Origin of the sequence: Paenibacillus sp. FSL R5-0887 (genome assembly GCF_038002305.1) — a bacterium.
Taxonomy (GTDB): Bacteria; Bacillota; Bacilli; order Paenibacillales; family Paenibacillaceae; genus Paenibacillus_AQ; species Paenibacillus_AQ odorifer.
Window position 1 is genome coordinate 293,000 of the sequence record NZ_JBBOCE010000002.1, and the last position, 24,357, is coordinate 317,356.

Consider the following 24,357-nt stretch of genomic DNA (forward strand, 5'->3'; position numbering starts at 1 on the left):
GCATCTACAAGTTATCATCCTGCACAAAATTCAACACGGCGTCATCGACGGCCGAAGTTCTTCCCAGATCAGGAAGGTTCACAAGCTCAATCTCGCAAGTCTCCGCACGGCCATGCAGCTCCAAAAGAACCAGCTCATTGCACCCCTTGCGCAAGAGTGGACCAGGGATATATAGCGCCCGCTGCGGTCCAACGTTCCAGTAACGGCCCAGATTAAATCCGTTAATCCAGGCGACCCCTTTATTCCATCCATCGAATCGTAGAAAGGTATCGCCAATCTCCTCCGCCTCGAAGCTCCCCCGGTAGAATCCGGGCAGACCCGAAAGGGGCGCAGCTTGCTGCTTCTCCACCGGATGCTTCTTGTACGCTAGTGAAGCCAGCTGTTCCTGTTCCAACGGCAAAGTACGAATCGTCCAGTTATATTGCAGCTGGTTATCAATCCGAACCCCGTCCAGAATCCCTTTCGGATCGCGAATGAGCGGCCCGTAATTGATTCGTCCCATGTTCTCGACGAGGATATCCAGCTGCGCTCCCCCAGCGGGGATGGAAAGTTCCAGTGGCAGCGGATTCCAGCGCTCAATCACCCCAAGCACCTGTCCATCCAGGAAGACCTGCGCCCGATCGCGCACGCCCTCGATGTAAAGCTTCTGTCTGGACCGCGGTCCCTGCACAAAAGTGCTGTACAATATAAAACCATAGGATTGTCCGAGCTTCTCCATCGGCTGTATACACACGCTGTTCACCGTCTCTGATAACTTCTCCAGATTGGAAGCCGTGAATAGTTCCGCTCTTTCCGTCAAAGCGACTTTCCCGTAAGAAATCTTCGGAATCGGCTCAGGGAGTGGACAAGTCGGGGCAAATCCATGGTTGCTGAGTACCGACCGGACAGCTTCAAATTTCGCCGTCGTATCTCCCCATTCCGTGAGCGGGGCATCATAGTCATAGCTTGTAGTCGTTGGCTCGTAGGTGACGATATGATTCGCACCATTATAGAAACCAAAATTGGTTCCACCATGGAACATGTACATATTAAATGAGGAGCCCTGGGTCAGAATCTCATCCAGAACACCTGCTACATCCCCGGCATCGCGTACATGATGATCCTCCATCCAGTGATCAAACCAGCCGTTCCAGTATTCCATCACCATAAGCGGCTCTTCAGAGCGGTATTCCCGATATTTGCGGAAGGATTCCTCTGTACTGGAGCCGAAATTGACTGTCGCATGCACATCCTCCAGTGTTCCGCCGAGCAACATCTCATCAGTTGGCCCGTCGGAAGTAAAGAGCAGCACATCGATCCCTCTGCTGACCAGTCCATCACGCATATAGCCCAGGTAGCCACTGTCATTACCATAGCTGCCATATTCATTTTCTACCTGAACGGCCAGAATTGGTCCGCCATGTGTGGAGAGCAGCGGAACCAGCAGAGGAATTAGCTCATCGTAATAACGGTCTACCTTGCTTAAATAAAGAGGGTCACAGCAGCGAAGCTGGAGTTCCCCGTAAGCTAGCAACCAGCCCGGCAGGCCTCCGAACTCCCACTCCGCACAGATGAATGGACTCGGTCTGACAATAACATGAAGCCCAAGCTCCCCAGCCAGCTCGATAAAAGATACCACATCGGCCATGCCATCAAATACGAACTCCCCTTCTTTAGGTTCATGTATATTCCAGGCGATGTAGGTCTCCACGGTATTGAATCCGCAGGCTTTCAATTTCAGCAGCCGGTCTTTCCAATATTCAGGCACAACCCGAAAATAATGAATGGCTCCCGATACGATACGATAAGGCTGTCCGTCCAGCAAATAGTGTCCGTCGTTCCAGGTGAGCAGGCTCATTATCGACAACCTCCTTTATTAATATTTATTCTAACGATTCCCCGCAGTGGTAGACGGCAAGCCGTCTGATCTTGGGGCTTGCGGCAGCTTCTGACACCCGTAAGCGGATTTTCTCTGCGACAACCGGAGGGAAGGCGTCGATTTTCTTATGGCCAATCGAACTGCCACGCTTCAACTCCAGCCACGCTCCGTTGCTGTACGCTTCCAGCATATATCCTTCTACTCTTTCGCCGTAAGCGATATCCTCCATAATCTCGACATGATCAATTACAGTAGCTGCTGGCAATTCCAGTTCAACAATATCTCCAGTACCTGCGGTTACCGCCAGAGCCTTGTCAAATCTGCGTCTTATCTCCTTGCCGAATTCCAGCAGCCGCTGCACATCAGCCTCCGGAAACAGCCCGCGGTTGTCAGGGGCTACATTGAGCAGCAAAGTTGCCCCATGTCCAACCGAACGATAATAAATATCCATTAGCTGCTCCAGAGACAGCAGCAGATGCTCCTCCTCAGGATGCCAGAACCAGCGGTCTTTACGGATGGGCACATCGCATTCCGCAGGCACCCAGCTCGGCGTTCCGGGAAGCCAGTTCAATGAAGCTTCACTGAACATGCTACCCCGCGCAGAATTCGCAGTGTTCCAGCATGGATAAGGAGCAACGCCATCCTCATTGCCAACCCAGCGGATCGTTGGTGCCCCCATATTAAACACCATGGCGCCTGGCTGATGGCGCTTGATCAGATCCATAATCCGCTGCCAATCGTAATTGCGGCCCTCCGACCCTGCGCCGTCGAACCAAATTTCCGTAAGCGGACCATAGCCCGTAAGCAATTCCTGCAATTGCAGGGCATAGAAATCATCGTACGCTTGCGGATCTGCATAACAGGGCTCATGTCTGTCCCACGGAGACAAATAAATGCCGAAGCCAACTCCAAGTTCACGGCAAGCCTCCGCGCATTCCTTGACGACATCGCCGCGCCCTTCTTTCCATGGGCTAGAAGCCACAGAATAAGTACTTGTCGCAGTCGGCCACAAGCAGAAGCCATCATGATGTTTAGCTGTCAGTATAAAATAACGGAATCCAGCTTCTTTGGCTGTACTAACCCATTGGTGGGCATCCAAATGAAGCGGATTGAAGACCGCAGGTGAATCATTGCCTTCTCCCCACTCCTGATCGCAAAACGTATTGATGCCAAAATGGCAAAACATCCCCAGCTCCAGGTCCTGCCACTCCAGCTGTTCCCTAGAAGGCAGCGCCAGTTGCTCTTCCGGCTTGTTCTGTGAAAATCTGCTTTCCATCATTTCTACACTCTCCCATATGTTTGTGTAGGCCCAATATATAAATAAGGCTTTGGAAAGCCAGTTGATGACCTTCCAAAGCCCCGTCCACAACTTGTGATACTTGCTTATTCCCTATTTATTTGATAACACCTTTTTCGTTGATAATTTTTGTTGCTTCATCAACCATCCATTGCTGCACCTTATCAATCGATTCATTTCCAAGCATAAATCTGCTGAAGCCGTCATCGATTATTTTGGTCAATTCGGACGTTGCCGTCGTCATCACCTGTGCACCATCAAGGAACTGGATTGCACTGTCAAAGAGTGTATATTTGAGTGAATCCATATCATACATATCCTCTTTGCCAGCTACCAGCTTGGTCAGCAAGGCTTCATTATCCGCTTTTTTATAACCGGAGAATTCCAGTCTGTTATCACTAACAGCCGTTGACATAAATCTCATCAGTTGGAAAGACGCCTCTTTGTTCTTCGAAGTAGCGCCCATCGCCAGCATATTGCCGCTGGTGAAGTATTTGCCCTCGTATTCTTTTGGTTCCGATCCTGCCGGAGGCACCGGTACCGGAGCAAAAGCTGTCTTGAAATCATGCGGATACTGCTCAGTATTGCCCGGATCAGCAATCGTCCAGTTACCAGCCAGAATCATAGCGGCTTCTTCATTAAAGAATTCCGTGCGGTAATTGAGCTTAGCCGCTAAAGCATCTGCATAAGTTTTCGCAGATTTATCAGCAGACTCCATATCTTTGCGCAGCTGGAAGAAGTATTTATAGGTTGGATCCGCGAAAATGGTCGTCCCGTCATCATACACGAATGGATCTTTCATCATCGTTTGGGCCGGTGCGTTCATATACAACTCCCAGGTGTGGAAGTATGTGCCGTAACGTTTGTCTACGCCTTCACCTTTGGTCAGTTTTTTGGCATAGTCGCGGTAGTCATCCCATGTCCAGCCAAAAGTAGGTACAGGCAGACCCGCTTCATCCAGTGCATCTTTGTTCAGCATTACATAGTTGCTGCTCTTGGTATATTGCATCCCATAATAGTTGTTGTCTACCTTAGCATTCACATAATATTCATCCTCAGGAACGAGGTTATCCTTCTCATAGAATTCGTTCAGCGGGGCAAGCGCTCCCCGGGTCGCCCGTTCAAGTACGCCTCCAAGGCTTGGTACCTGAACAACGTCAATCGCTTCGCCGGATGAAATCAGGAAGTCGAGTTTCTTCAGCATCTCCACAGAATCACCGGGAACGAGTGTCACATGCTCTACCTTGATATTTGGGTTCTGATCCATAAATTCCTGCAGCATGGCATCCGTGCCTGCTGATTGGGCTTCATTGTCCCAGTTGTAATATTTGATGGCGACTTGCTTGTCCACCTTGGTGTTCCCGGCATTCGTACTGGCTTCAGCACCGCCATTCTTCTCTGAATTTCCGGAATTTCCACAGGCGCTTAACGTTAAGGAAACCGCCAGCATGGAGCCTAGTACAACGGATAATCTTTTTTTGCCCTTTGTTTTCATTTTACTTCCCCCCGCACTGAAATTTAAGTATAGTGCCTTGTTCATTTCTTATTATAGGCACCCGCTGTACAGGCCAAGTGCACAATTTTGCTGTAGTAGGATCACATTTTTGACTTTTACCCTCTTTTGCATACCCGCAAGTCAGCCCTTTACGCCTCCCAAGGAGATTCCGTTAATGACTTGCTTTTGCAGGGCAATGAACACGATGACCAATGGGATGATCGCCGAAACGGCTGCCGTCATCATAATCGCATAGTTGTTAGAATAATCGTCCCGGAACAGTGTCATACCGAGTGGGATAGTGTACAGATTCTTGTTTAGCAAGAAGATCAGCGGATTCTGGTAGTCATTCCAGGTCCAGATAAATTTGATGATCGCCACGGTAGCGAGCACCGGCTTGCAGAGCGGAACAATGATAGACCAGAATATCCGCAAATGGCCTGCACCATCAATTCGCGCCGCTTCAATATATTCGTCGCTGATACCAATCATAAATTGCCGCAGCAAGAACGTGAAGTAGATGGAGAACATACTCATTAATACGATAGCAGCATGAGTATCATAGAGGCCGAACCAACGAATCAGCAGAAAACGCGGAATCAGCGTGGCCTGGTCAGGAATAATCATGAACGACAGCAGCGCCAGAAAGACCATATTCCGTCCTTTAAACTTGATTTTGGTCAAGGCGTACGCCGACATAGATGAAATGATCAGTGTGATGCAGGTTGTAATAATCGCAACTTTAAAGGAGTTTAAATAGAAATGGGAGAAAGGTACCCGTCCCATCCAAACCATCTTGAAATTATACGCTACATTGATCTTCTCGGGAATCCATTGGATCGGGAAGCGCATTACATCTTTTTCATATTTGAAGGCTGCGGAAATCATCCAGATCAGCGGAATAAGAAATACAATGGACAAAGCCCCCATGATGCAGGTAGTGATCACTCTGGACATATTTTTTCTAATCAGTTGCATGTTAATCTCCCCCCTTTATTCTTCATTTCTCATTTTCCAAGTGGCTGCGGTAATCAAGCCGATAACAGCGAATAGCAGCCAGGAAATTGCAGAAGCGTAGCCCATGTTGTAGTATTTGAACCCTTCCTCATAGATCCTGAACACAAGCACGGTAGAAGAATTATTCGGACCGCCTTCGGTCAAAAAGGCGATGATGTCGAACACCTTAAACGAGCCAATCAGCATGGTAATAAGCAGGAAAAATGTGGTCGGACGCAGCATCGGAACTGTGATGGCAAAGAATTTTTTCAGCGCGCTGGCGCCATCTATTTCGGCGGCTTCGTAGATCTCATCGGAAATATTCGTCAAGCCAGCCATATAGATAATAATGGTGTAGCCAAGACTCGCCCAAGAACTGATAATAGCAATGGATAACAGTGAGGTCTTTGGATCAACTAGCCATTTCGGAGGGCTGGAAATTCCAAACTCCATCAGCAACTGATTGATCGGTCCAAGAGACGGATGGAACAATGCACTCCATACGGCAGCTATCGCAATAATCGAAGAAATATAAGGAATAAAGAAAGCCACTTTAAAATAATTTTTGAGGAACACACTGTTTTGAATCAATGCCGCGAGCACCAGCGCAATCGCAATCGGTATCGGCACGGTCATAATCATATAAAAAGCATTGTTCTTCAAAGCTTGAATGATACTCGGATCATGGAACATTTTGATATAGTTATCCAATCCGATGAACTCGATTCCTTTGACTCCCGACAATAGATCCCATTTCGAGAAGCTCAAATAAAGTGAGAATCCAAGCGCAAATACATTAAGAAAAAGCATCCCGACAATTTCCGGTGCCAAAAACAGCCACCCGGTTAAAGCCTCTTTCCGTTGCGGAGTCCAGAATTTCCGCTTCTCTTGCAGAATTTTTGGCACAGGTTGTTTTGCAGCCTCCACGTTGTATCACCTCGACAATTTGATTTGTCATTATAGTAATACATCCGCCTTCCGCAAGAAGGAGTGATTATGACCCGGAATGTGCAAGATTTTGACCTTTGTCCGCCGACAACAAAAAACCGCCCTAGAGGGGCGGCGAGTCTGTTCATATCATTAACAATTGTGCTTCTCAGCGTACCGAATGTTTGGATTTATATTCGCTTGGCGTTGTTCCTACATATTTTTTGAACACTTTTGAAAAATAGGTTCTGTCCGAATATCCCAGGCCGACGGCCAGCGACTCCAGGTTCTGGCTGGAGATTTTCAGCATTTTGGTAGCGACCTTCATCTTGTGCTGATGTACATAGTCCGTAAAGGTCAGGCCAGTCATGCGCTTGAAATAACGCGAAAAATAGCTTGGATCCAGAAACAGATAACGTGCCATATCAATTGAGGTGATATTATCGCCAAGATGCTGGTCGATATACTGCTGGATAAGCTGCAGCTTGGGCTCCTGCGGAGAAGCTCCTGTCACCTGCTGCTTGCTGCCTGTAATCTGTACAAGCTTTCTTTCCACCAGTTCCATCGTATCTTCAAGTGTGCGGGTCTGCACGAGATAGACGAACAGATCCTCATCGAACATCAGGCTCGTAAACATTAACTCGATGCCGCGGAGCATAAAGGATAAATCCCGGGCGAAATCGCCAGGATGAATAGACATTGCTTTTGCAGTCCTAGCGATTTCCTGTAGAGTGCTACGGATGGCTTCAAGGTCTTTTTTAATCACGGCCCGTTCCATCTGCGGGATATAGCTGTCCAGAAATCCTTGGGGAGCAGGCTGGAAACGTGGAGAAGCGATTTGCAAAGTATCCAGAACCGTGTAATCCGCACTTGCATAGAACTCGCATTTGTCCTGAACTATCTGCCGATGGATCTGACCAATCGCCTGTAGCTCCATTTTCTCTGTGACGGCAATAATGCCCGGTTGAATCTTAAGAAGATGGGAGCATTCAGAACACAGCCGCTGTAAATAATCATGAAAATGAAGACTGGCATTCTGCGCCAGATTCACACGGTAATTATATAAAATCACAATATTCTTTTGCTCCAAGAAAGGCGTAATCCCTTCACACGTTTCGGACAATTCCAAGGCTATATTGTAAATAGCATATAAAATAAGTGGATACTCACTCTGCTTGTATCGCTTGTCGAAGCTGGAAAAATGAATACTGACCGTGCCCAGCATAAACCACGGATACGTCCAGGATATGCCGATTTGCGCCGCATAGGCCAGTGTGGTTTCAGGCGGAGCACCGCCAATCACCCTTTGGAGCAGGTTCTGCCGGAAGAGCTGGCTGTTGTAGCCTGTCTCCCCATGGCTGATCAACCCGATCTTCGACTTAAGCAAGTGTATGGACTTGGCAAGGCTTTTCTCCAGTTGCTCTTCTGTAAGCTGGTCCTTGATTAAATAATCATCCACTTTCAGCTTTACCGCTTGCTGAGCATAATGGAAATCCTCATGACAGGTCAGGAAAATAATTCTGACCTCCGGCTTCATGCGGGTGAAGCAATCGGCTAGCTCAATCCCGTTCTTTTGCGGCAAACCAATATCCGTGATCACAATGTCAGGCTGCACTTCCTCAAACATTAATAACGCCTTGGCACTGGAATAGGTGCTGCCGACAATCTGCAAGCTATGTGCCTCCCAGTCAATCATCTGCTGAAGCACTTTGAGCATAGGAACATCATCGTCTATGAGCATCACTTTATACATCAATATCCCTCTCTCTCTGACAGATTAACCTGATGATTGCCTTGCGGCAAATACAGAGAAACGGAAACCCCACCCTGCGGCAGATTATGCAGCGACAAGCGGGTATCCTGACCATAGGTCAGCCTCAGCCTTTGAACCACGTTCATTAAACCGACCCTTTGATAAGCTTCATCCTGTTCATCGTCCTTATACAGTAACCTGCGGTTCAGGCCCGCCAGAACTTCAGCCCCTGCACCGCAGCCATTATCTTCAACTTCAATCATGATCCCATCAGGGACCGTTCGCGAGCGAACGACAATACGCGGTGCCGGGTGGTCAACCAATCCGTGGACGATTGCATTTTCTACAAGGGGCTGCAAAATTAGCTTAGGGACGATGAGCTTCTCTGTATCCTTTTCCAGATCGACCTCCAGTTCAAGAGGGATTTCGTTACGGATCTTCATAATATCGATATAATGGCCAAGCAGTTTGCATTCTTCCCGCAAGGTAGCCGGTTCATTGACCTTCAAATAAGCCCGGAGCAGACTCATTAATGAATCGATGATCCCGCTATGCAGCTTATCTTTGGCCAAAATAAGGCTACATTTAATCGAATTCAACGTGTTGATCAAAAAGTGGGGGCGAATCTGCATAAACAGCGCCTCCAGCTCCATCACCCGCTTCTGTTCCTGCTCCAGCTCGATGTCGTGAATCAGTCCTTGCAGCTGGTCCAGCATAGTATTCAACGTCTGCCCCAGCTCAGCGATTTCATCCTTGCCCTTGACCTCCAGCCTGACATCAAGATTCCCCATCCCGAACTGGCGCACAACGCGCTGCAGCTTCATGATCGGACTATGCAATCTTTTGGCAATCAGCATGGAGGTAGCCGAAAAGACAATAAATAAGAGGAGTACCAAGCCAATGCCACTATAAAACGTCCGCGAGATCTGGCCCGACCATTCTTTCTCCGAAGCTTCATAGATCAGCTGCCAATTGGATTTGTCGATAGCTCTGGCTGTACGAACGCTTCCTCTCGCTTCCTTGCCTTCTGAAGCCAATTCTGAGTTCCCAGCGATCAAGCCTCCTCCAGAATCAAATAACGCAACCTTGCCAAATTCGACGGGTCCGAGCAATTTATTGAAATAGGATTCAGGAATTGAGATAAGCAGCACGGACACCTGCTGTTTCTCCCGGCTGTCATAGATTACTCTGGCAATATAATAGCTGCTGCTTTTACCGGAACCGCTGTCAGCCATCCCAAGCCATTGCAAGGTCTCCGGTTCGTGGATATTGACACGGCTCATCAGCTTGTCCAGGTTAGCATTGATTACAGATAAATTCTCCGTCCCAGAGGAGATCACAAAGTGTTTCCGGTTGACCAAATACATGCGAATATTATTATTCAACGGCTTAGAGTTGATGAGCGAAAACACATCTTGAATTTGCGTAAAATGTACGTAATCCTGATAGCTATTTAGCCGCTCAGTATCCGCAAAAGACTTCAGATTAGCGCGGAAATTGGTATCGTTTACAATAAAATGGGAAGCGAACGTCACATCATCAATAGTTTTGTTTAGTTCGTCAATCATAACGTTCAGGAAGTTATCGTTGCTGAGCTGCAGCTTCTCTACCATCGTATCCCGGATGAGCACGAAGGAGATGATCGATACTGCAATCAGCGGGATAAAAATCAGCAAAAGAAATGAAACCTGGATACGTCTATAGTAAGTGAATTTGAACATGTTTTCTCCGCGCCTCTCTCATGCTCTTTTCTTTTATTCTATCAGCCCGTTGTCCAGTATTCATACATTATCTGATTACCGTGACTTTCTTTTGACCGTCTGCAGAAACCATAAGCACTACTTCTCCAAAAATTTGTACGCCTTCCACTACATAGGAATCTAAATGACTGGATGGAATCTCGTGGCTGATCACGATAATATGCTCCTCATTCCTTTCGGGGAGGATGATGCGGCAGGCCTCCGCCTGTGCAGCAGCCACCGGTTCACCCGTATGGCGGTAAATCGGCACCTGTTCGACCAGCGGACAGAACAACTCACCCGCAGGCTGCGGGTACAGCACCTGCATGATCGAGACCGTTCCTTTCCCCTTTCGGGAGTACACAGCATACTGATTGGGTTCCAGCAGATTATATTCGCGGGAGATTACCCCAGCATCCATCCTGCCCTGAAGACCATCAACATGAACAGGAAGGATACAAAGATTGGCTTCCCGCTCATTTTTTGTAAGGCATATTAGCGTTCCATCTTCCATCTGAACCGTTCCGGGTGCAAAATGAAAATGCTGGGAAAATGTATGCTCCTGCCGGGAACTGAAGCTGTCCACCAGAAGCCAGTAAAAAGGCTTAATAAATAGGATCCTCCTTAACGGGTAGACCGGATCATCCCAATGACGGTAGCCGTCGTGGCTGCCCTCTACATAATCAAAGTCCGGATGGCTGATCCATTGGCAGCCCGTTGGCTTCGCAATCTGAGAGAAGGACCATGTATCCGTGATTTCGGTAAATCCAATTCCGTCGACAGTGGTCGTATTATGGGCAGCGCTTTCTTTTAGCGCTTTTCTAAGTGGTGTATGATCACTATAGTTGTATCTGCCAAGATCGGTAAGCAGATCCCGCCCATAGGCATACAGATCGAAATGTAGCAGATCCGCGTGCCCATGTCCACCCCCAAGCGGTCCGCAGTGAAAATATAGGTACAAATCCTGCTCGTCCCAGCCCGTTCGCATCACATAATGGCCGGAATGTGCATAGGCGTGTGACAAGTTTGGCGGTAGCTCCGCAGTCAGCCGCTCGTAGCTCTCAACTCCATTTATCCCAAACAACCAGGCATTGTCATAATCCATTTGATCGTATCCGCCAAAGCGGAGTACAGCATCCTGAAATAACCAGCCCGCATAAGTCAAAAGCGAACGGATATCGCTGTCATCACTATCGCCAAGCATCGGCTGCCGGTGATTCGGCTTGGCCCAATACAATGAAGCGACAGCCATTTGCTGAACCTTTTGCTGAAATTCTTCCTGAAGCTCCAGTCCGTTCAATCGGGCTAAGCGGATGAAGTCGAGAAAACATACCAAAACCTCATGGTGATAGGTGGGCGATTGCTCCCAGTGGATGCCGTCCGCCATAATCTGAATTCGCGCCGTCTCTCCCAATCTCTCCTCACTGAGCTGTCGCCAGTTATTGGCACTAGTGAACTCAGGGAAGTAGAGCGCAGTTTGGAACAAACCACAAGTCTCCAGCACCCCCCAGTTGCTGATCTTCTTCCAGCCCGTAAACGATAAAGCTAAATATTGGCCGTGTTCATGGAGAGATATCATCACTTTGGCCAGCAGCGTCGGTGTGAGCAGCGGACTATCCTGTATATAAGACAGTGCTTTAATCCAGTTAGCACAACGAAGGCCCGCTTCAATTGTACGCCATGTCAGCGTATCATTCGTAGGCTTGTCTGGAACGGGGTTACGGTCTATCCAATCTTCAAGCTGGCAGCAAAATGCTCTCGCATAAACCTCTTTACCTGTTATCGCATACGCTTGTCCTAATGCCACCCAGTAGCGGTGGCGATTCAGCATATAAGCCCATTCTACATCCTTGTCCGGAACATGACGCCAGTCAATTTCTTCCTCAAAGGTAACCGGAATGCGGCTGCGCTCCATATCCCAGGGAAAACGAAAGAGAAACGTCTGCTCCACAACTTCATCCGCTGTCTTCATTACTGCTTCCAGTTCGTCTGCACAATAAAGCCGTACATAGTCAATAAGCTGCTGCTTCCGGTTATCCTCTATCCGCCAGCCCGGCGTGCTCCGGCGGGTCAAATACCGATGCAATTCAATCAGCGCATCGTCCTGACGCGCTTGGCTGAGTGCATTCTTCACTAGAGCTAAAGCAGGCAACTCAAGGTCGAGCAGCGCAAAGACGGCATAGGGGGAAATTTGTCTGACATCAGCGTTCATACCAGTACCCCTTGTTGCCTTTTTGCAGCCGCATCAATGCTTCGAGATAGAAATAATCTCCCCAGATCATGAAGTCATCTGGAGACAGATCGCCGCGCACATGGTAAGAACCATGCTTCAGCAGCCCCTCCGCCTCTTCACCGAGCGTGGAATAGTTCTGCACAAGCGAAGTCATCGACTGCACTAATCCCTGCTGAAAATAAGCCCGCTCAGAATCCTCCCCATCCATTAGCTCCAGCAGTTCCTGTAGTCCGGCTGCTACTATTGCTGAGGCCGAGCTATCCCGGTAAGTATCCGGAGATACCGGAGCATTAAAATCCCAGTAAGCGACATGATCCTGCGGCAAATGCTCCAGAAAATAGCGGGCCATCCGCTTGGACGTTTCCAAATACAACGGATTTTTGGTATAGCGGTAGGATAATGCAAAACCGTAAACACCCCAAGCCTGCCCGCGCGTCCAGGTCGATCCGTTAGTAAAGCCCTGATGAGTGGCGCCGCCAATCGGCTCTCCGGTCTTCGGGTCGAAGAAAAACGTATGGTAAGAGCTGTCATCTCCCCGTACCAGATACCGTCTCGTTTTCTCCGCCTGCATGACCGCCACCTCCCTGTATTCGGAATCACCGGTCTGTTCTTCTGCCCAATACAAAAGGGGAAGATTTAACAGACAATCAATAATGATCCGCCCGCCTTCCTGAGTATCCCCCTCCGGTCCCCAAGCCTGAATATAACCGCCAGCTGTACGCCAGCGCTTCAGCAGCAGGTCTGCCGCCTGCAATGTCAGTTGACGCGCTGATTCGTCTTTATCTATAATCCACTGGGCTTTAGAGGATAACGAATACAGGAAGCCAATGTCGTGATGATCAAGCACGGTCTTTGCCGCGAAACGGCGGCGGAAATCTTCTACGGTATGGGATGCCGCAATACGGAAGCTGTCATCCCGCGTATATTCATAACACAACCACAACATGCCGCTCCAAAATCCGTTAGTCCAGTCGTCGTTGTTATTGAGCTGATAAGTTCCATTCCTGCTGACATGAGGGAAACTGCCCCCGAACCGGTCTATGTTCTTACGTACCTTCTCTATCGCATCTTCAATCGCACTGCTCCACATAAGTTCCTTGCTCCCTTCAGGCTCTTCGTTTCTTACGTTTCATGATAAGGAGAGTGAACAGGATCTAATAGGGGCGATTTTTGCTTTGATGTGCATTATTTTGACTTTTGAATGACGTGAAGTACTGTAAGTTTACTTTCCAATCATAGGCATCAAATCAATATAGTAACAAAAGGTATAACTGTTTATGGGAAAATACGTTAAAATCAGAGAGTGACTTACATCTTTCATTCTTTTTTAGAAACGGAGTGTCCTATTAATGAAAAAGCTAGGTGCATTATTTTTATCCATTTTCATGGTTATGTCTGTCTTTACCACTGCGCATGCTGCTGAAAAGCCTGTCGGTGTATGGATTGATGGAACCGAAATAAAGTTAGGCAATTCTAACCCTGTTGTAGAAAAAGGAACGACCCTAGTTCCTATGCGTCCCCTGCTAGAAAAGCTTAATGTAAATATTAATTGGAATAAAAAAACCCAAACCGTAACAGGGACCAAAAATGGACTGGCCCTCTCACTGACCATCGGTAGCACAACCGCAACGGTAAACGGGGAGAAGAAAAAACTAGAGGTGGCTCCTAAAACCATCAACAATGTCACCTATGTTCCTGTCCGCTTTATAGGAGAAACGATCGGCTATAAGGTGGAGTGGAGTCCAGCGCTGCGCACCATCACTTTTGTGGCCGATACTCAAGCTGCCGGAAGCACCGGATTCTTATGGAAAGTGGAGAACAACGGCAACACCGTCTATCTGCTTGGTTCTATCCATGTGGCTAACGACAAAATGTACCCGCTGCGTCCGGAGATTGAAGCTGCTTTTGAAGCCTCGCAATATTTAGGTGTCGAAGTAGATATCTCTAAGATTGATCAAGCTGAGATCCAAAAGTTTATTTTGGAAAAAGGCTCCTATACAGATGGAACCAAGCTCAAGGATCATGTATCCGCAGATACATATAACAAAGTAACTCAGCTGCTAAAAGCAAATGGTCTGGCGGAAAATGCATTCGATTCCTTCAAACCGTGGGTCGTTACCCAAGGTGTCTCAAGTCTACAGATGCAAGTTACAAGTTATACGGCGGATACCGGCATTGATTTATATTTTTTACAAAAAGCAGGCAAGCTGAACAAACCTATTATTGAACTGGAAAACACACAATTGCAGCTGAATATGTTCGACCAGTTCTCAGATGGATTGCAAGAAAAGCTTCTTGTCGACACACTCGGCAGCCTCAATCAAACGGACAATACTTCCGCAGCAGCTTCGCTGGATGCACTATCCCAAATGTGGATGCAAGGTGATGAGCAGTCGCTCGTAGCGATGACAAAAGCGGTCGCGCAAGAGCCAGAGTATTATAAAGGCCTGGTTTCGGATCGTAACGTCAACATGGTGAAGCATGTAAAAGAATATTTGAAAAGTGATAAAAAAGCGACTTACCTTGTCGTCGTTGGCGCGCTGCATATGCTCGGTGACGATGGTATCGTGACCCAATTGCAAAAAGATGGCTTTAACGTCGTCAAACAATAATTGAGTTTTAGCTAAAATAAACAAGGCTGTCTCTTAGTCATCTACGATGATTTTGGAGACAGCCTTTTATTTTCACTTTTTTTAGCTCAATCTAAAAGTAGAAGTTGGCTTAACGTGCGGACAGAGCGGAGGGCCCTCCGGGATTCTGGAGAAACGCTCCCTACGAACCCAAAGCCGCTTGTTCATAAACGGGCTACTACAATTTTATTAACTGATCTACCTTAACTGGAAGTCCAGTAGCTATTGAACGATTTGCCGCAATCCCGGTCATAATAGACAACGCTCCGTCCACATGGGATGCCGCACGATTAAAGCGATCCTCCAGCGGACGTTCAAAAATATCACGCAGCATCACAGGATCTCCGCCTCCGTGCCCCCCAACTCCTTCTTCAATCTCCACTTCATAAGGTGCTGCGAAATGAGGGAAGACCGTGATCCGCTTGTCTTTTAACGCCCCTTCATCTTCCTTATTTCCTCCGGCATTTACATAAGACTGTTCGACGACCTTTACTTCCATCCGCCCCTTCGTTCCATTAAATACTACAATGAAACCCTCCCAAGGCAGATAAGCATTAAGTGAATAATTCATAATCGTCTTATTTTTGTATTTGACCATAACCGCCATCGTATCCTCAATGCTGATATTGTCACCGAACACACTTTGGTCACGCAGGTAGCCATCCTCATGCTCCGTATCCAGATACATCTGCTTTAACTGCTCATTATCTTTAAGATGCAGGGCAAACGGATCATTTTCCGCCGCACTGCTACCATGAGCACGCTGATAAAACTCAGTCACCCCGCGCTTCTCCGCGTTTTCTCTGCCATAAAATCTTAGATCACCCATCGCATAAATCGTATCTGGGCGCGAACCCAGCCAGAAATTCATCAAATCGAAATGATGTGTGGATTTATGAACCAACAGACCTCCGCTGTTCCGTTTATCACGATGCCATCTGCGGAAGTAATCCGCCCCATGCTGCGTATTTAGCAGCCACTCGAAGTTGACGGAAAGCACTTCTCCAATCGCGCCGTCCATAATGAGTTCACGGATTTTGGTGTTGTGTGGGGCATAGCGGTAATTGAAGGTCACACGCAGCTTTTTCCCAGTCCGCTCAATCGCTTCAAGAATTTCCTGACATTTCTCTTCATCCACTGTCATCGGTTTCTCCGAAATAACATCGCAGCCAAGCTCCATCGCCCGGATAATGTAACGATGATGCGTGCGGTCAATACTCGTGACAATAACCGTGTCAGGTTTGGTTTCCTCAATCATACGGTCAAACTCATGAGCTTTATAGGTAGGAACCGCTTGATATTTATATTTTTCCTCCAGCAAACGGTTCGCATAATCCATTCTTGCTCCATTCACATCACAAAAGCCTACAATCTCAGAGGTTTCACGATAATTCGTGGTGATCTCACCATAAAAAAACTCCGCTCGGCCGCCGGTTCCTACGAAAGCATATTTCTTGTTGGACATCAGGATCACTCCATCACTTATTGATTTAAAAGCGTTTTCTTCTTATAGTGTATAGTATAAAATATATCTTAATCTAAGCGATTCTTAGCAGAAATAACAAAAAATTTGCAAATATTATCCTCATTATCAGAAAGGAGCAGATTTAGTATGGAACAGGAGCCTCAGCCTCCTTTTATAATTGAGCAAATAAAAAGAGCCGGTCCATTCAGCATGGATTCCGACCATTATCACGATACTTATGAAATTTATTATTTACTCGCCGGGGAACGCAGTTATTACATTAACAATCTGATCTACACCTTGCGTAAAGGTGATCTGATTTTTATTAACAAGAACGAGCTCCATCGTACCACCTCTAAAGGCTCTGCAAGCCATGAACGGATCTTAATTAACTTTGAGGAAAGCTTTCTGCAAAAGACATTGGCGCACTTCGAGCTGCATTTTCCATTTATGGCTACACAAAGCTTGCTTTTGCGGCCCGGAGTACATGAGCAGGGGGTCATTGAATATCTTCTTTTCAGCATGCTAAAAGAACAAACAGAACCACGGACACAGCAATCCCCCTATCTGCAGACGCTGCTCATCCAACTATTTATTGAAATGAACAGAATACAGGAAATAAGCCGCGAGCCCATTGCCCCTGAGAACAGTGAGAAGCAGCTAAAAGTCTACGAAATTATCGATTTTTTACAAACACATTATGCTGAAAAGCTTACATTGGAGCGGCTATCTGAGACTTTTTTCATCAGCAGCACCTATCTCTGCCGAGTGTTCAAGCAGACAACTGGCTTCACCATCGTAGAATATCTAAACTACATTCGGATCAAGGAAGCCCAACGTCTCTTGCAGAGCACCAACGCTAAAGTTACGAACATCGCCGAGGATACCGGCTTTGACAGCATCGCCCACTTCGGGCGTGTGTTTAAACAAATCGTTAAACGTTCGCCTTTGCAATATCGCAAGCAAAACCGCTGATCCACAGCTAGAAATCACAACCGATTCTCTATGTAGCCGCTCCGTCGCTCAAAAGTACCTTATGTGAACTGCCATGGGCATGGGGGCATCTGGGACGGGAGCATCGGGAGCATCGGGGGCATCAGGGGCATCAGGAGCATCAGGAGCATCGGGAGCACCGGGAGTATCTGAGCAACAACAATATCTCGTCACTAGATTACCTTTTCGCGCGAACAAAGTTCATGAGGCTATCGGACCCAGTGGACCTTATTCGCAGCATAATCGCTATTTTGGGATTTTATCGGACCCCATGAAGCTAGAATAAAAAGTGGACAGTAGTTAACAGACTGGCGATAATGAGTCCACGGAGGTGTGTTCACATGGGAGAACATCGACAACGGTATAACGAAGAATTTAAAAAACAGACAGTGCAGTTCATTCAAGAGCAAACAAAGACAGTGGGCGACTTGGCGGAAGAGCTCAACATCCCAAAAAGTACCCTGCATCAATGGATGAGCCAGTATCGAGAACTAAAGAATGAACCGGCGACTAGCGTGGATCGAGTACGGGAACTCGAGGCACAGTTGAAGGAGATGCGTCGGCAACTTCAAGAAAAAGATAACAAGATTGCCGATGTGGAAGAGGAATTAGCGATCGTAAAAAAAGCAGTGCACATCTTCAGCAAACCAAGGAACTGAGATTCCAGTTTATTGAAAAACATCGCTCCGAGTTTCTCTTGGAGAAGATGTGCATGACCCTACATGTGTCACGGAGCGGGTACTACAAGTGGCGGACAGAAAAAACCAGTACGCATATGCTTCGTAAGGCTGCGATAATGAAGCGAATTCAGTATCATTTTGCAGACCATCAAAAGCGGTATGGGAGTCCGAAGATCACCCGCCTGTTACATCAAGAAGGTTATACCGTTAGCGAACGCACGGTGAGTGTGTACATGCGACATATGAAGCTTCGCTCCATTGTCTCCAAAACGTATCGCGTACAGACCACCGACTCCAATCATGACCATCCGATTGCCCCGAATACGCTGAACCAGCAATTTAAAATACTCAAACCCAATTCAGTATGGGTTACCGACATTACGTACATTCCTTGCCGGGGAGGGCGCTTGTACCTGGCAAGTGTGATGGACCTTTGCACGCGCGAAATCGTGGGGTGGCGCTTGGAGAACCATATGGAAACCAGCTTGATTTCGGGCGCTTTACAAGATGCTTACGAAGCTAAACAACCGGAAAAGGGTCTATTACATCACTCCGATAGAGGTTCTCAATATACTTCTCATGAATACACGAAGCAGTTGAAAGCGTATGGCATGGAGTCCAGCATGAGCCGCAGAGGTAACTGTTATGATAACGCCTGTATCGAGTCGTGGCACAGCATTTTGAAAAAGGAGCTCATTTATTGTAATCCGCGATTCAAAACTAAGGAGCAAGCCTACCAGACACTTTTTCAATATATTGAGTTTTACTATAACCGCAAGCGAATGCATGGCGCGCTGGGGTATCTTTCTCCAGTTCGTTTTGCTGAGCAATTGACTAGAATGTCTGTTGCGTGACTGTCCACTTTCTTGACAGAGGTCCACCATAGTCGCTATTGGCATAAAAAGCTACCTATATTAGCCGTTTTCGAAGCAATAACGTCACTGGAGTCCGAAAATGGCCCCAAAAGGCGATAAATCTGCAAATAACGTCATCTGAGTCCGCATAACTTTGTCTAGCAGGAGTAATCGGCGGTTTCGGGGGGCCGGGGGGGCCGGGGGGGCCGGGGGGGGTTCGGGGTTTTGGGGGTTTAAGCAGCACTGTAACGCATAACAAAGAGCAGCGATCCCCACTAATGGAGTATCGCTGCTCAGCTGGCATTTTGTGATTAATACGGTCGTCTCATTCCTCATCATGCCATTCATTTTGCTTCGTCATGTGATTTCATTTCCAAATCTCGTACGAGCCTGTGAACCTCAATTCCGGCCAGCAGCACGATGCCAATCCCATGTGTATCGTTTAATTGCCAGGTCAATTCATCTTTATAATACAGTTTGTTAAACGAATAACCCGAACCGCGGCAGACACCGTAAACATTGCCTTGTTTGTCAATACAATAACGGGTTAAGCCGCTCCAGCCGTTGATTGCAGAGGTTACGTATGACTCTGGTTCCAGCAGCCAGCCGCAGCGTACGCCTCTAGCAAAAGCGTAAATAAACATAGAGGTACAAGAAGCCTCCGCATAGGACTCAGGATCCGTCAACACTTGATGCCATAGGCCCCGCTCATCTTGCAGCTTAAGATAGCCTTTACTAAGCTCGCGGAAATAATCAAGCAAATCAGCTCGCAACGGATGTTGCTCAGGCATAACTTCAAGCAGCTCAGTCAGCGAAAAAATCACCCAACCATTACCTCTGCCCCAAGGCACGCCATTGGGTTTATTAAACTTATAATCATACACATGATGCATAATGCCAAGCTCCGGCTGGAACAGCCGCTCCTTGTAAAGTAAAAACTGCGCCGCCGCATCATCAAGATAAGCCGCATTTCCGGTCAATTCATAATATTTACTTAGAAATGGCGTGCTCATATACAGATCATCACACCACATCGTCTGCTGCATAAAATCAACTGTGCCACTGGTCCGATACAGAGCTCCGTCAGGCAGCCTGCTCTGCACTTTAGTAATGTAATTGGCAATTTCAGCAGCAGCTTCCGGTGCGCCCTGTAGTGGACGAAGCTTATGTGCTTCCAGCATCGTTGCCCCGAAGGATCCGCAGTCGTCCAGCGAATCCATCAGTGCCAGCTGATGATTGATGCCCGGAGCGCTATAACGTCCAAGGTCCCATAAGGCATATTTATGCAGCCCTGTACATTGCTCAATATGGTGTTGTGCATATTCGGCATAATGGGGGGCCTTAAGCTCTACTCCTGTTCTCAGCAATCCGTACAGGGTTACGCCTAGAGGGTAATTCCAGCGCCCAAACATAACACTCTCCAAATAAGGCCTAACCCAGCTATTCGGCTGGTCCACACGCCAAAAGGTTACTTCATCCGCTTCCCCAAATAAAGTATCCATAGAGGTCAGTTCTAAGACTTTCGGCGCTGTCCCCGAGGTGAATAGTCCAAGGTACAACCAAGGATCAGTTAATCCTTCGACTGAATAAGGTTGCACGAGACCACTCTGAACACCACCAGACCGTACGTCCAGTTCAAATCCCCAATTCCCCTCTCCACAGATGGACTCCACGACGAGATCATGTAGTCCATAACCAAGCTCCAGTTGGATATCAAGCATGCCTTTCACGTTCTGGTGCTCAGCTACAAGTTTCCCATTCACATAGATAGAGATTTCAGCCATTCCACGATAGCTACCATGCAGACGAATGTCGTCTTTCTGTAGGCTGTTAACTTCCAGCTTACACCAAGCATACGCCTTGGCTCCCAGCATTTCCCCAAATATGCGTGAACAGTTGCCAGTTGCCTGTTCCTGTGGCGACCATTGCTGTGTCGGAAACCAAACGCAGCGAGCTGTCATTTGCTCTTCAGTGAATTCAGCTTCCAGCCAAGCTGCCCAAGATGTCTGCTGGGGTCCACTATAAATCCAACCTTCACAACCGCTTAACTGCGCCGTCGGAATAAGAAAGTGTACTGGTGCACCTTTGACACTGCCCGTTCCAAAAACCCCTCCGCAACCTGTACCTGTTGCAACATACTCCAGTACCAGATGGTTCCAGCCTTTATCCATGCTCGCCCGAAAAAACGTCTTTCTGTCCGGAAACACATCATCATTTAGATTGGAGCTAAACACCAGCCGTCCATTTATGTAAACCTTAACTGGACTATAGCAACTAACTGAGAAAGGGGCATCTACCTCATTGTCACTCCACAGCTTTCCCCATACATATACGAATTGTCCTGCCGCTAGCTCCGGCAGTCGTTCTTCCAGATTCATATCGTAACGGCAGTCGCGGAGCCGGTTGAAACCACTCTGCGAATGTACCCGGTACACCGGAGGCTGCGGGGGATAGGCACCGATAAAACGGCTGGCCACAGCGGCCAGTACATTTTCGATTTTGCCCCCATTATATTTGGCAATACAATCAGGATCAGGAAAGTATTCTGTAATATAAGTACTCACTAAGCGTATCCTCCTTCACACCGTTATTTCTCCACCGGGATACAGCGTCGAGTTGTACAATCTTTTAGGCTGAGGTAACGATTTCTCAGAGGCACAGGTACTAATATCTATCCACTCGCTTGAATATACCGTTGCGGACTCATCATTATAAATTACAACCTGTTCCCTGCCACATCCCAGAAGATCGCCGTGAACGGCATAACCTTCCTCCTTGAATTCAGCCACAACCCGCATATGTCCATCGTACAAAGCAGGATATACTCCGCCTCCCCGGCGGTACGCGAGAATATAATCCGGAGAACCCGCTTGCCAGTTGCTCACGGCTTCAACTATAGTCAGCCAACCGTCGCTTGTACGTTCTTCTTTCCAAAGTTCCTTGCCATTACAGTCTAGAAGAAACAACGCATCCTTGCCCTTCAGCCCTTTGCCGTCATCTTCGCGGATCATTCGGTCCAGCCCGGCAACCTGAAGGCCAGGCAGTTCAGGCCGGAATCGGCCTAACGCCAGATGCTGTGACTCGATGGAGCCGTCATAACGCCAAAGCTCTTGTCCGTCCCGGTCATACATCACCGTTACGCTTCCGCCGACAACCAGTTCAGGATAGCGATCTCCATTCACATCGCCAACCCAAATACAGTCCGCATGGTCGTCAAGATCATGGCAGCTCCATAATAAATCACCTTTAGAATCAAGCAGATCATAACCTGCCATCACTTGATCCTGTCCATTTCCATGAAGATCGTGAACCCACGGATAATGTCCTACATTGCCTTTATGCGTCCATAATAAATTGAAATCCTGATCCATGGCCCACAGTTGATGATAACGGTCCTTCAGAATGATGTCGGAAGCGTGTTCTTGCCCTGTTAGATTGGCGATGATAATACAATCATGTGCATGTTCAGCAGGTAAGTCGTATATCGACTTAACCGTTCCTGTTGAACCTTCAAGAATATGAAACCGTCCATCCATTACACATAATACTTCCAGCGCCCCATCACCATCTAAATCATAAATTTGCGCTGGATAGTCCGAGCCTTGGCTGCCAGCATCAGGATCGGGTGTGCCCACCTGCCACAGCAGCTTGCCATCCATATCAAAAGCAGTCAGGCATTGCACCTGATGGGGAATATAACGTACATCCTGGCGATTATCCGGCTGAACCAGCAGCATTTCCGCACGTCCATCCCCATTCAGATCGCCAATAAGCATTTTGCAGCGTGGACCGGCAGCGGAAATATCTACTTTTGCCAGCTGATAGACTAATTGTGTGTCCTTCGTTTTCATTAGAATCCTCCTGTCTTCTCTCTTCGATTAGATCTCTGGGAAACGGACGGTTTGTCCGCCTGCTACTTCTATAATCAAACCGTCGATTTCCAGCCAGACAGATAGCGCTCCCGGATTATATACAAAATCCCGAGCAGCGGAGAAAATAAGGGCTTCACAAGCCTTCATATAATGAACGAGTTCAATATTTGTCGCGTACCAGATTTCCTCTAGTCCTCCCACTGCTTCACAGAAGCTTTCCATCAGCTCCCAGTTATTATCGTTATCAAATTCATAACTATGGCCCCACACATACATCAGATATAAATACTGCCGTTTATGCAGCTTCACGAACTGCTCCGCATGCTCCAGCAAATGATCATTATGATGGCAAGTCCCCCGCCATTCCAGCCAATCCTCCGGCAGCTCAAAGCCGCCGCCAGTGGTCTGTACCACACGGGCATATTCCATGCCTAAATGAGGCAAAAGCTTCTTTATCTCCTTGTTAAAGGAACCGTTAGGATAAGACATTCCCCGTATCGGCACCTGGAGCAGCGTCTCAAAACACTTTCGATCCTCCATAATCTCATGGATGATTTGCTCCTGCGGACAACGGGCCATCGTCGGATGGTGTTGCGTATGAACAGATACCTCATGTCCCTGGTACAGCTCAGTTATTTCATCTGCTGCAATACGATCTCCTTCACCCAGCAGGCCAGAATTGAGATGAAATGTTCCTCTAATCCCATGGCGGTTAAATAGTCTTACCAATCTTTCGTCAGCCCGTCTGCCGTCATCATAGCTCATTGTAAGCGCCTTATGTCTGCCTTCAGGGTAACAATAATAAATAATAGACATCAATCTGAAGCCTCCTTCGCATTACTGTCCAAAAACCGTCAGATTTGAGTATTCAGCCATCAGGGGTGCCATCTGTCGAAACCCAATTTTCCCGCCTGTCAGTAGCGGCCCATAGGTTTCACCATCATCTATCCATGTAAAAACCGGCAGTTCATTGATTGCAAAAGACAGCATAGGACCACGCTTTACCACTAACATCCGGTAGGGCTCAGTCATGTCGCTTACGTCCGGAAGCGGATCGGCTGCCTGCATAACCAAATGAAAACCATAGCTTTTACGCAAATTACAGGTATGAAATTCACGTTCTTCCACCCAACGCCTGCGAAAATACGAGATATGATACGTGTCTATCTGCCCGTGATGGTATTGATCATATTCACCCGTACGACGAGCAAGCGTGGAATCAAATAAATCCTTCCCACCCTCTCCTTTGGCCGCTACAAACAAAATCGCCAACCCCGGCTCACGCAATGGGCGGAAATTCCAAGATACGGCGAGGTCTGCCGGGAACTCTTCTGGACACCAGAGAACGACATTTGCTTGTTGTCCGGCCCTTGCATGGATAGTACTCTCCAGTCTCATTCGCTGCAAAGGGAAGGAAACCGCTCCCGCTCCCTCCATCTGGAATCCAGCGATATCACTAGTTGAAGCGAGGGGATTATGGTAGATTGGTTTCCATGCTTCAGGGATCAAACCACCTATACCCGTGTCCTGCATCGGCCTAGCCATAAAACATTCCTCCCCACAAT

19 protein-coding genes are annotated in these 24,357 nt (G+C 47.6%); 5 read left to right on the top strand and 14 right to left on the bottom strand.

The window, feature by feature from the left end:
• Positions 1–4: 4 nt before the first annotated feature.
• The 9 genes from MKY14_RS19260 to MKY14_RS19300 form a co-directional block, all read right to left on the bottom strand.
• Positions 5–1,837 (bottom strand): glycoside hydrolase family 35 protein, encoded by a 1,833-nt coding sequence (locus MKY14_RS19260; protein WP_076301915.1) that lies wholly within the window; start codon positions 1,835–1,837, stop codon positions 5–7.
• Between the two features lie 25 nt (positions 1,838–1,862).
• Positions 1,863–3,137 (bottom strand): alpha-L-fucosidase, encoded by a 1,275-nt coding sequence (locus tag MKY14_RS19265; protein ID WP_339190174.1) that lies wholly within the window; start codon positions 3,135–3,137, stop codon positions 1,863–1,865.
• Positions 3,138–3,252: 115 nt separating this feature from the next.
• Positions 3,253–4,650 carry an ABC transporter substrate-binding protein gene (locus MKY14_RS19270; protein ID WP_076100552.1) on the bottom strand — a complete coding sequence of 466 codons (1,398 nt, stop codon included), beginning with the start codon at positions 4,648–4,650 and terminating at the stop codon, positions 3,253–3,255.
• A gap of 141 nt (positions 4,651–4,791) precedes the next feature.
• The gene (locus tag MKY14_RS19275) at positions 4,792–5,628 is read right to left on the bottom strand and encodes a carbohydrate ABC transporter permease (RefSeq protein ID WP_036675652.1); all 837 of its coding nucleotides are present in this window, start codon (positions 5,626–5,628) and stop codon (positions 4,792–4,794) included.
• A gap of 15 nt (positions 5,629–5,643) precedes the next feature.
• Complete coding sequence (locus MKY14_RS19280; RefSeq protein WP_051490863.1) at positions 5,644–6,573, bottom strand: carbohydrate ABC transporter permease; 930 nt, start codon at positions 6,571–6,573, stop codon at positions 5,644–5,646.
• 169 nt (positions 6,574–6,742) lie between these two features.
• Entirely contained in the window at positions 6,743–8,326 is a 1,584-nt protein-coding gene (locus MKY14_RS19285; protein WP_340977125.1) for a response regulator transcription factor, read from the bottom strand.
• Complete coding sequence (locus MKY14_RS19290; RefSeq protein ID WP_076184730.1) at positions 8,326–10,047, bottom strand: sensor histidine kinase; 1,722 nt, start codon at positions 10,045–10,047, stop codon at positions 8,326–8,328. Before MKY14_RS19290 ends, MKY14_RS19285 begins: the two co-directional genes overlap by 1 nt.
• 67 nt (positions 10,048–10,114) lie before the next feature.
• The gene (locus tag MKY14_RS19295) at positions 10,115–12,277 is read right to left on the bottom strand and encodes an alginate lyase family protein (protein WP_340977126.1); all 2,163 of its coding nucleotides are present in this window, start codon (positions 12,275–12,277) and stop codon (positions 10,115–10,117) included.
• Positions 12,267–13,388 (bottom strand): glycoside hydrolase family 88 protein, encoded by a 1,122-nt coding sequence (locus tag MKY14_RS19300; RefSeq protein WP_076192904.1) that lies wholly within the window; start codon positions 13,386–13,388, stop codon positions 12,267–12,269. Before MKY14_RS19300 ends, MKY14_RS19295 begins: the two co-directional genes overlap by 11 nt.
• 259 nt (positions 13,389–13,647) lie before the next feature.
• Here MKY14_RS19300 and MKY14_RS19305 point away from each other — a divergent pair, with 259 nt between their 5' ends.
• On the top strand, positions 13,648–14,910 hold the full coding sequence (locus tag MKY14_RS19305; protein ID WP_339247339.1) for a TraB/GumN family protein: 1,263 nt from the start codon (positions 13,648–13,650) through the stop codon (positions 14,908–14,910).
• A gap of 196 nt (positions 14,911–15,106) precedes the next feature.
• Here MKY14_RS19305 and MKY14_RS19310 read toward each other — a convergent pair whose 3' ends face one another.
• On the bottom strand, positions 15,107–16,393 hold the full coding sequence (locus MKY14_RS19310) for a Gfo/Idh/MocA family oxidoreductase (RefSeq protein ID WP_076141355.1): 1,287 nt from the start codon (positions 16,391–16,393) through the stop codon (positions 15,107–15,109).
• Between the two features lie 147 nt (positions 16,394–16,540).
• On the opposite strand from MKY14_RS19310, the gene MKY14_RS19315 reads away from it, so the two are divergent.
• From MKY14_RS19315 to MKY14_RS19330, 4 genes are all read left to right on the top strand, one after another.
• Complete coding sequence (locus tag MKY14_RS19315; RefSeq protein WP_076301920.1) at positions 16,541–17,368, top strand: helix-turn-helix domain-containing protein; 828 nt, start codon at positions 16,541–16,543, stop codon at positions 17,366–17,368.
• Between the two features lie 73 nt (positions 17,369–17,441).
• Positions 17,442–17,672, top strand: a complete 231-nt coding sequence (locus tag MKY14_RS19320; protein WP_340977128.1) for a hypothetical protein — start codon at positions 17,442–17,444, stop codon at positions 17,670–17,672.
• A gap of 55 nt (positions 17,673–17,727) precedes the next feature.
• Positions 17,728–18,045 carry a transposase gene (locus MKY14_RS19325; RefSeq protein ID WP_340977130.1) on the top strand — a complete coding sequence of 106 codons (318 nt, stop codon included), beginning with the start codon at positions 17,728–17,730 and terminating at the stop codon, positions 18,043–18,045.
• Positions 18,046–18,056: 11 nt separating this feature from the next.
• Positions 18,057–18,920: an IS3 family transposase gene (locus MKY14_RS19330; protein ID WP_340978039.1), complete on the top strand. Its 864-nt coding sequence runs from the start codon at positions 18,057–18,059 to the stop codon at positions 18,918–18,920.
• A gap of 344 nt (positions 18,921–19,264) precedes the next feature.
• Here MKY14_RS19330 and MKY14_RS19335 read toward each other — a convergent pair whose 3' ends face one another.
• The 4 genes from MKY14_RS19335 to MKY14_RS19350 are packed head-to-tail and all read right to left on the bottom strand — an operon-like array spanning position 19,265 to position 24,337.
• Complete coding sequence (locus MKY14_RS19335; protein WP_340977132.1) at positions 19,265–21,484, bottom strand: glycoside hydrolase family 88/105 protein; 2,220 nt, start codon at positions 21,482–21,484, stop codon at positions 19,265–19,267.
• Between the two features lie 15 nt (positions 21,485–21,499).
• Positions 21,500–22,771, bottom strand: coding sequence for a rhamnogalacturonan lyase family protein (locus MKY14_RS19340; RefSeq protein WP_340977133.1), 1,272 nt, complete (start codon positions 22,769–22,771; stop codon positions 21,500–21,502).
• 27 nt (positions 22,772–22,798) lie between these two features.
• The gene (locus MKY14_RS19345; protein WP_076310669.1) at positions 22,799–23,608 is read right to left on the bottom strand and encodes a polysaccharide deacetylase family protein; all 810 of its coding nucleotides are present in this window, start codon (positions 23,606–23,608) and stop codon (positions 22,799–22,801) included.
• 21 nt (positions 23,609–23,629) lie between these two features.
• Positions 23,630–24,337 (bottom strand): DUF1961 family protein, encoded by a 708-nt coding sequence (locus tag MKY14_RS19350; RefSeq protein ID WP_179088363.1) that lies wholly within the window; start codon positions 24,335–24,337, stop codon positions 23,630–23,632.
• Between the last annotated feature and the right edge of the window lie 20 nt (positions 24,338–24,357).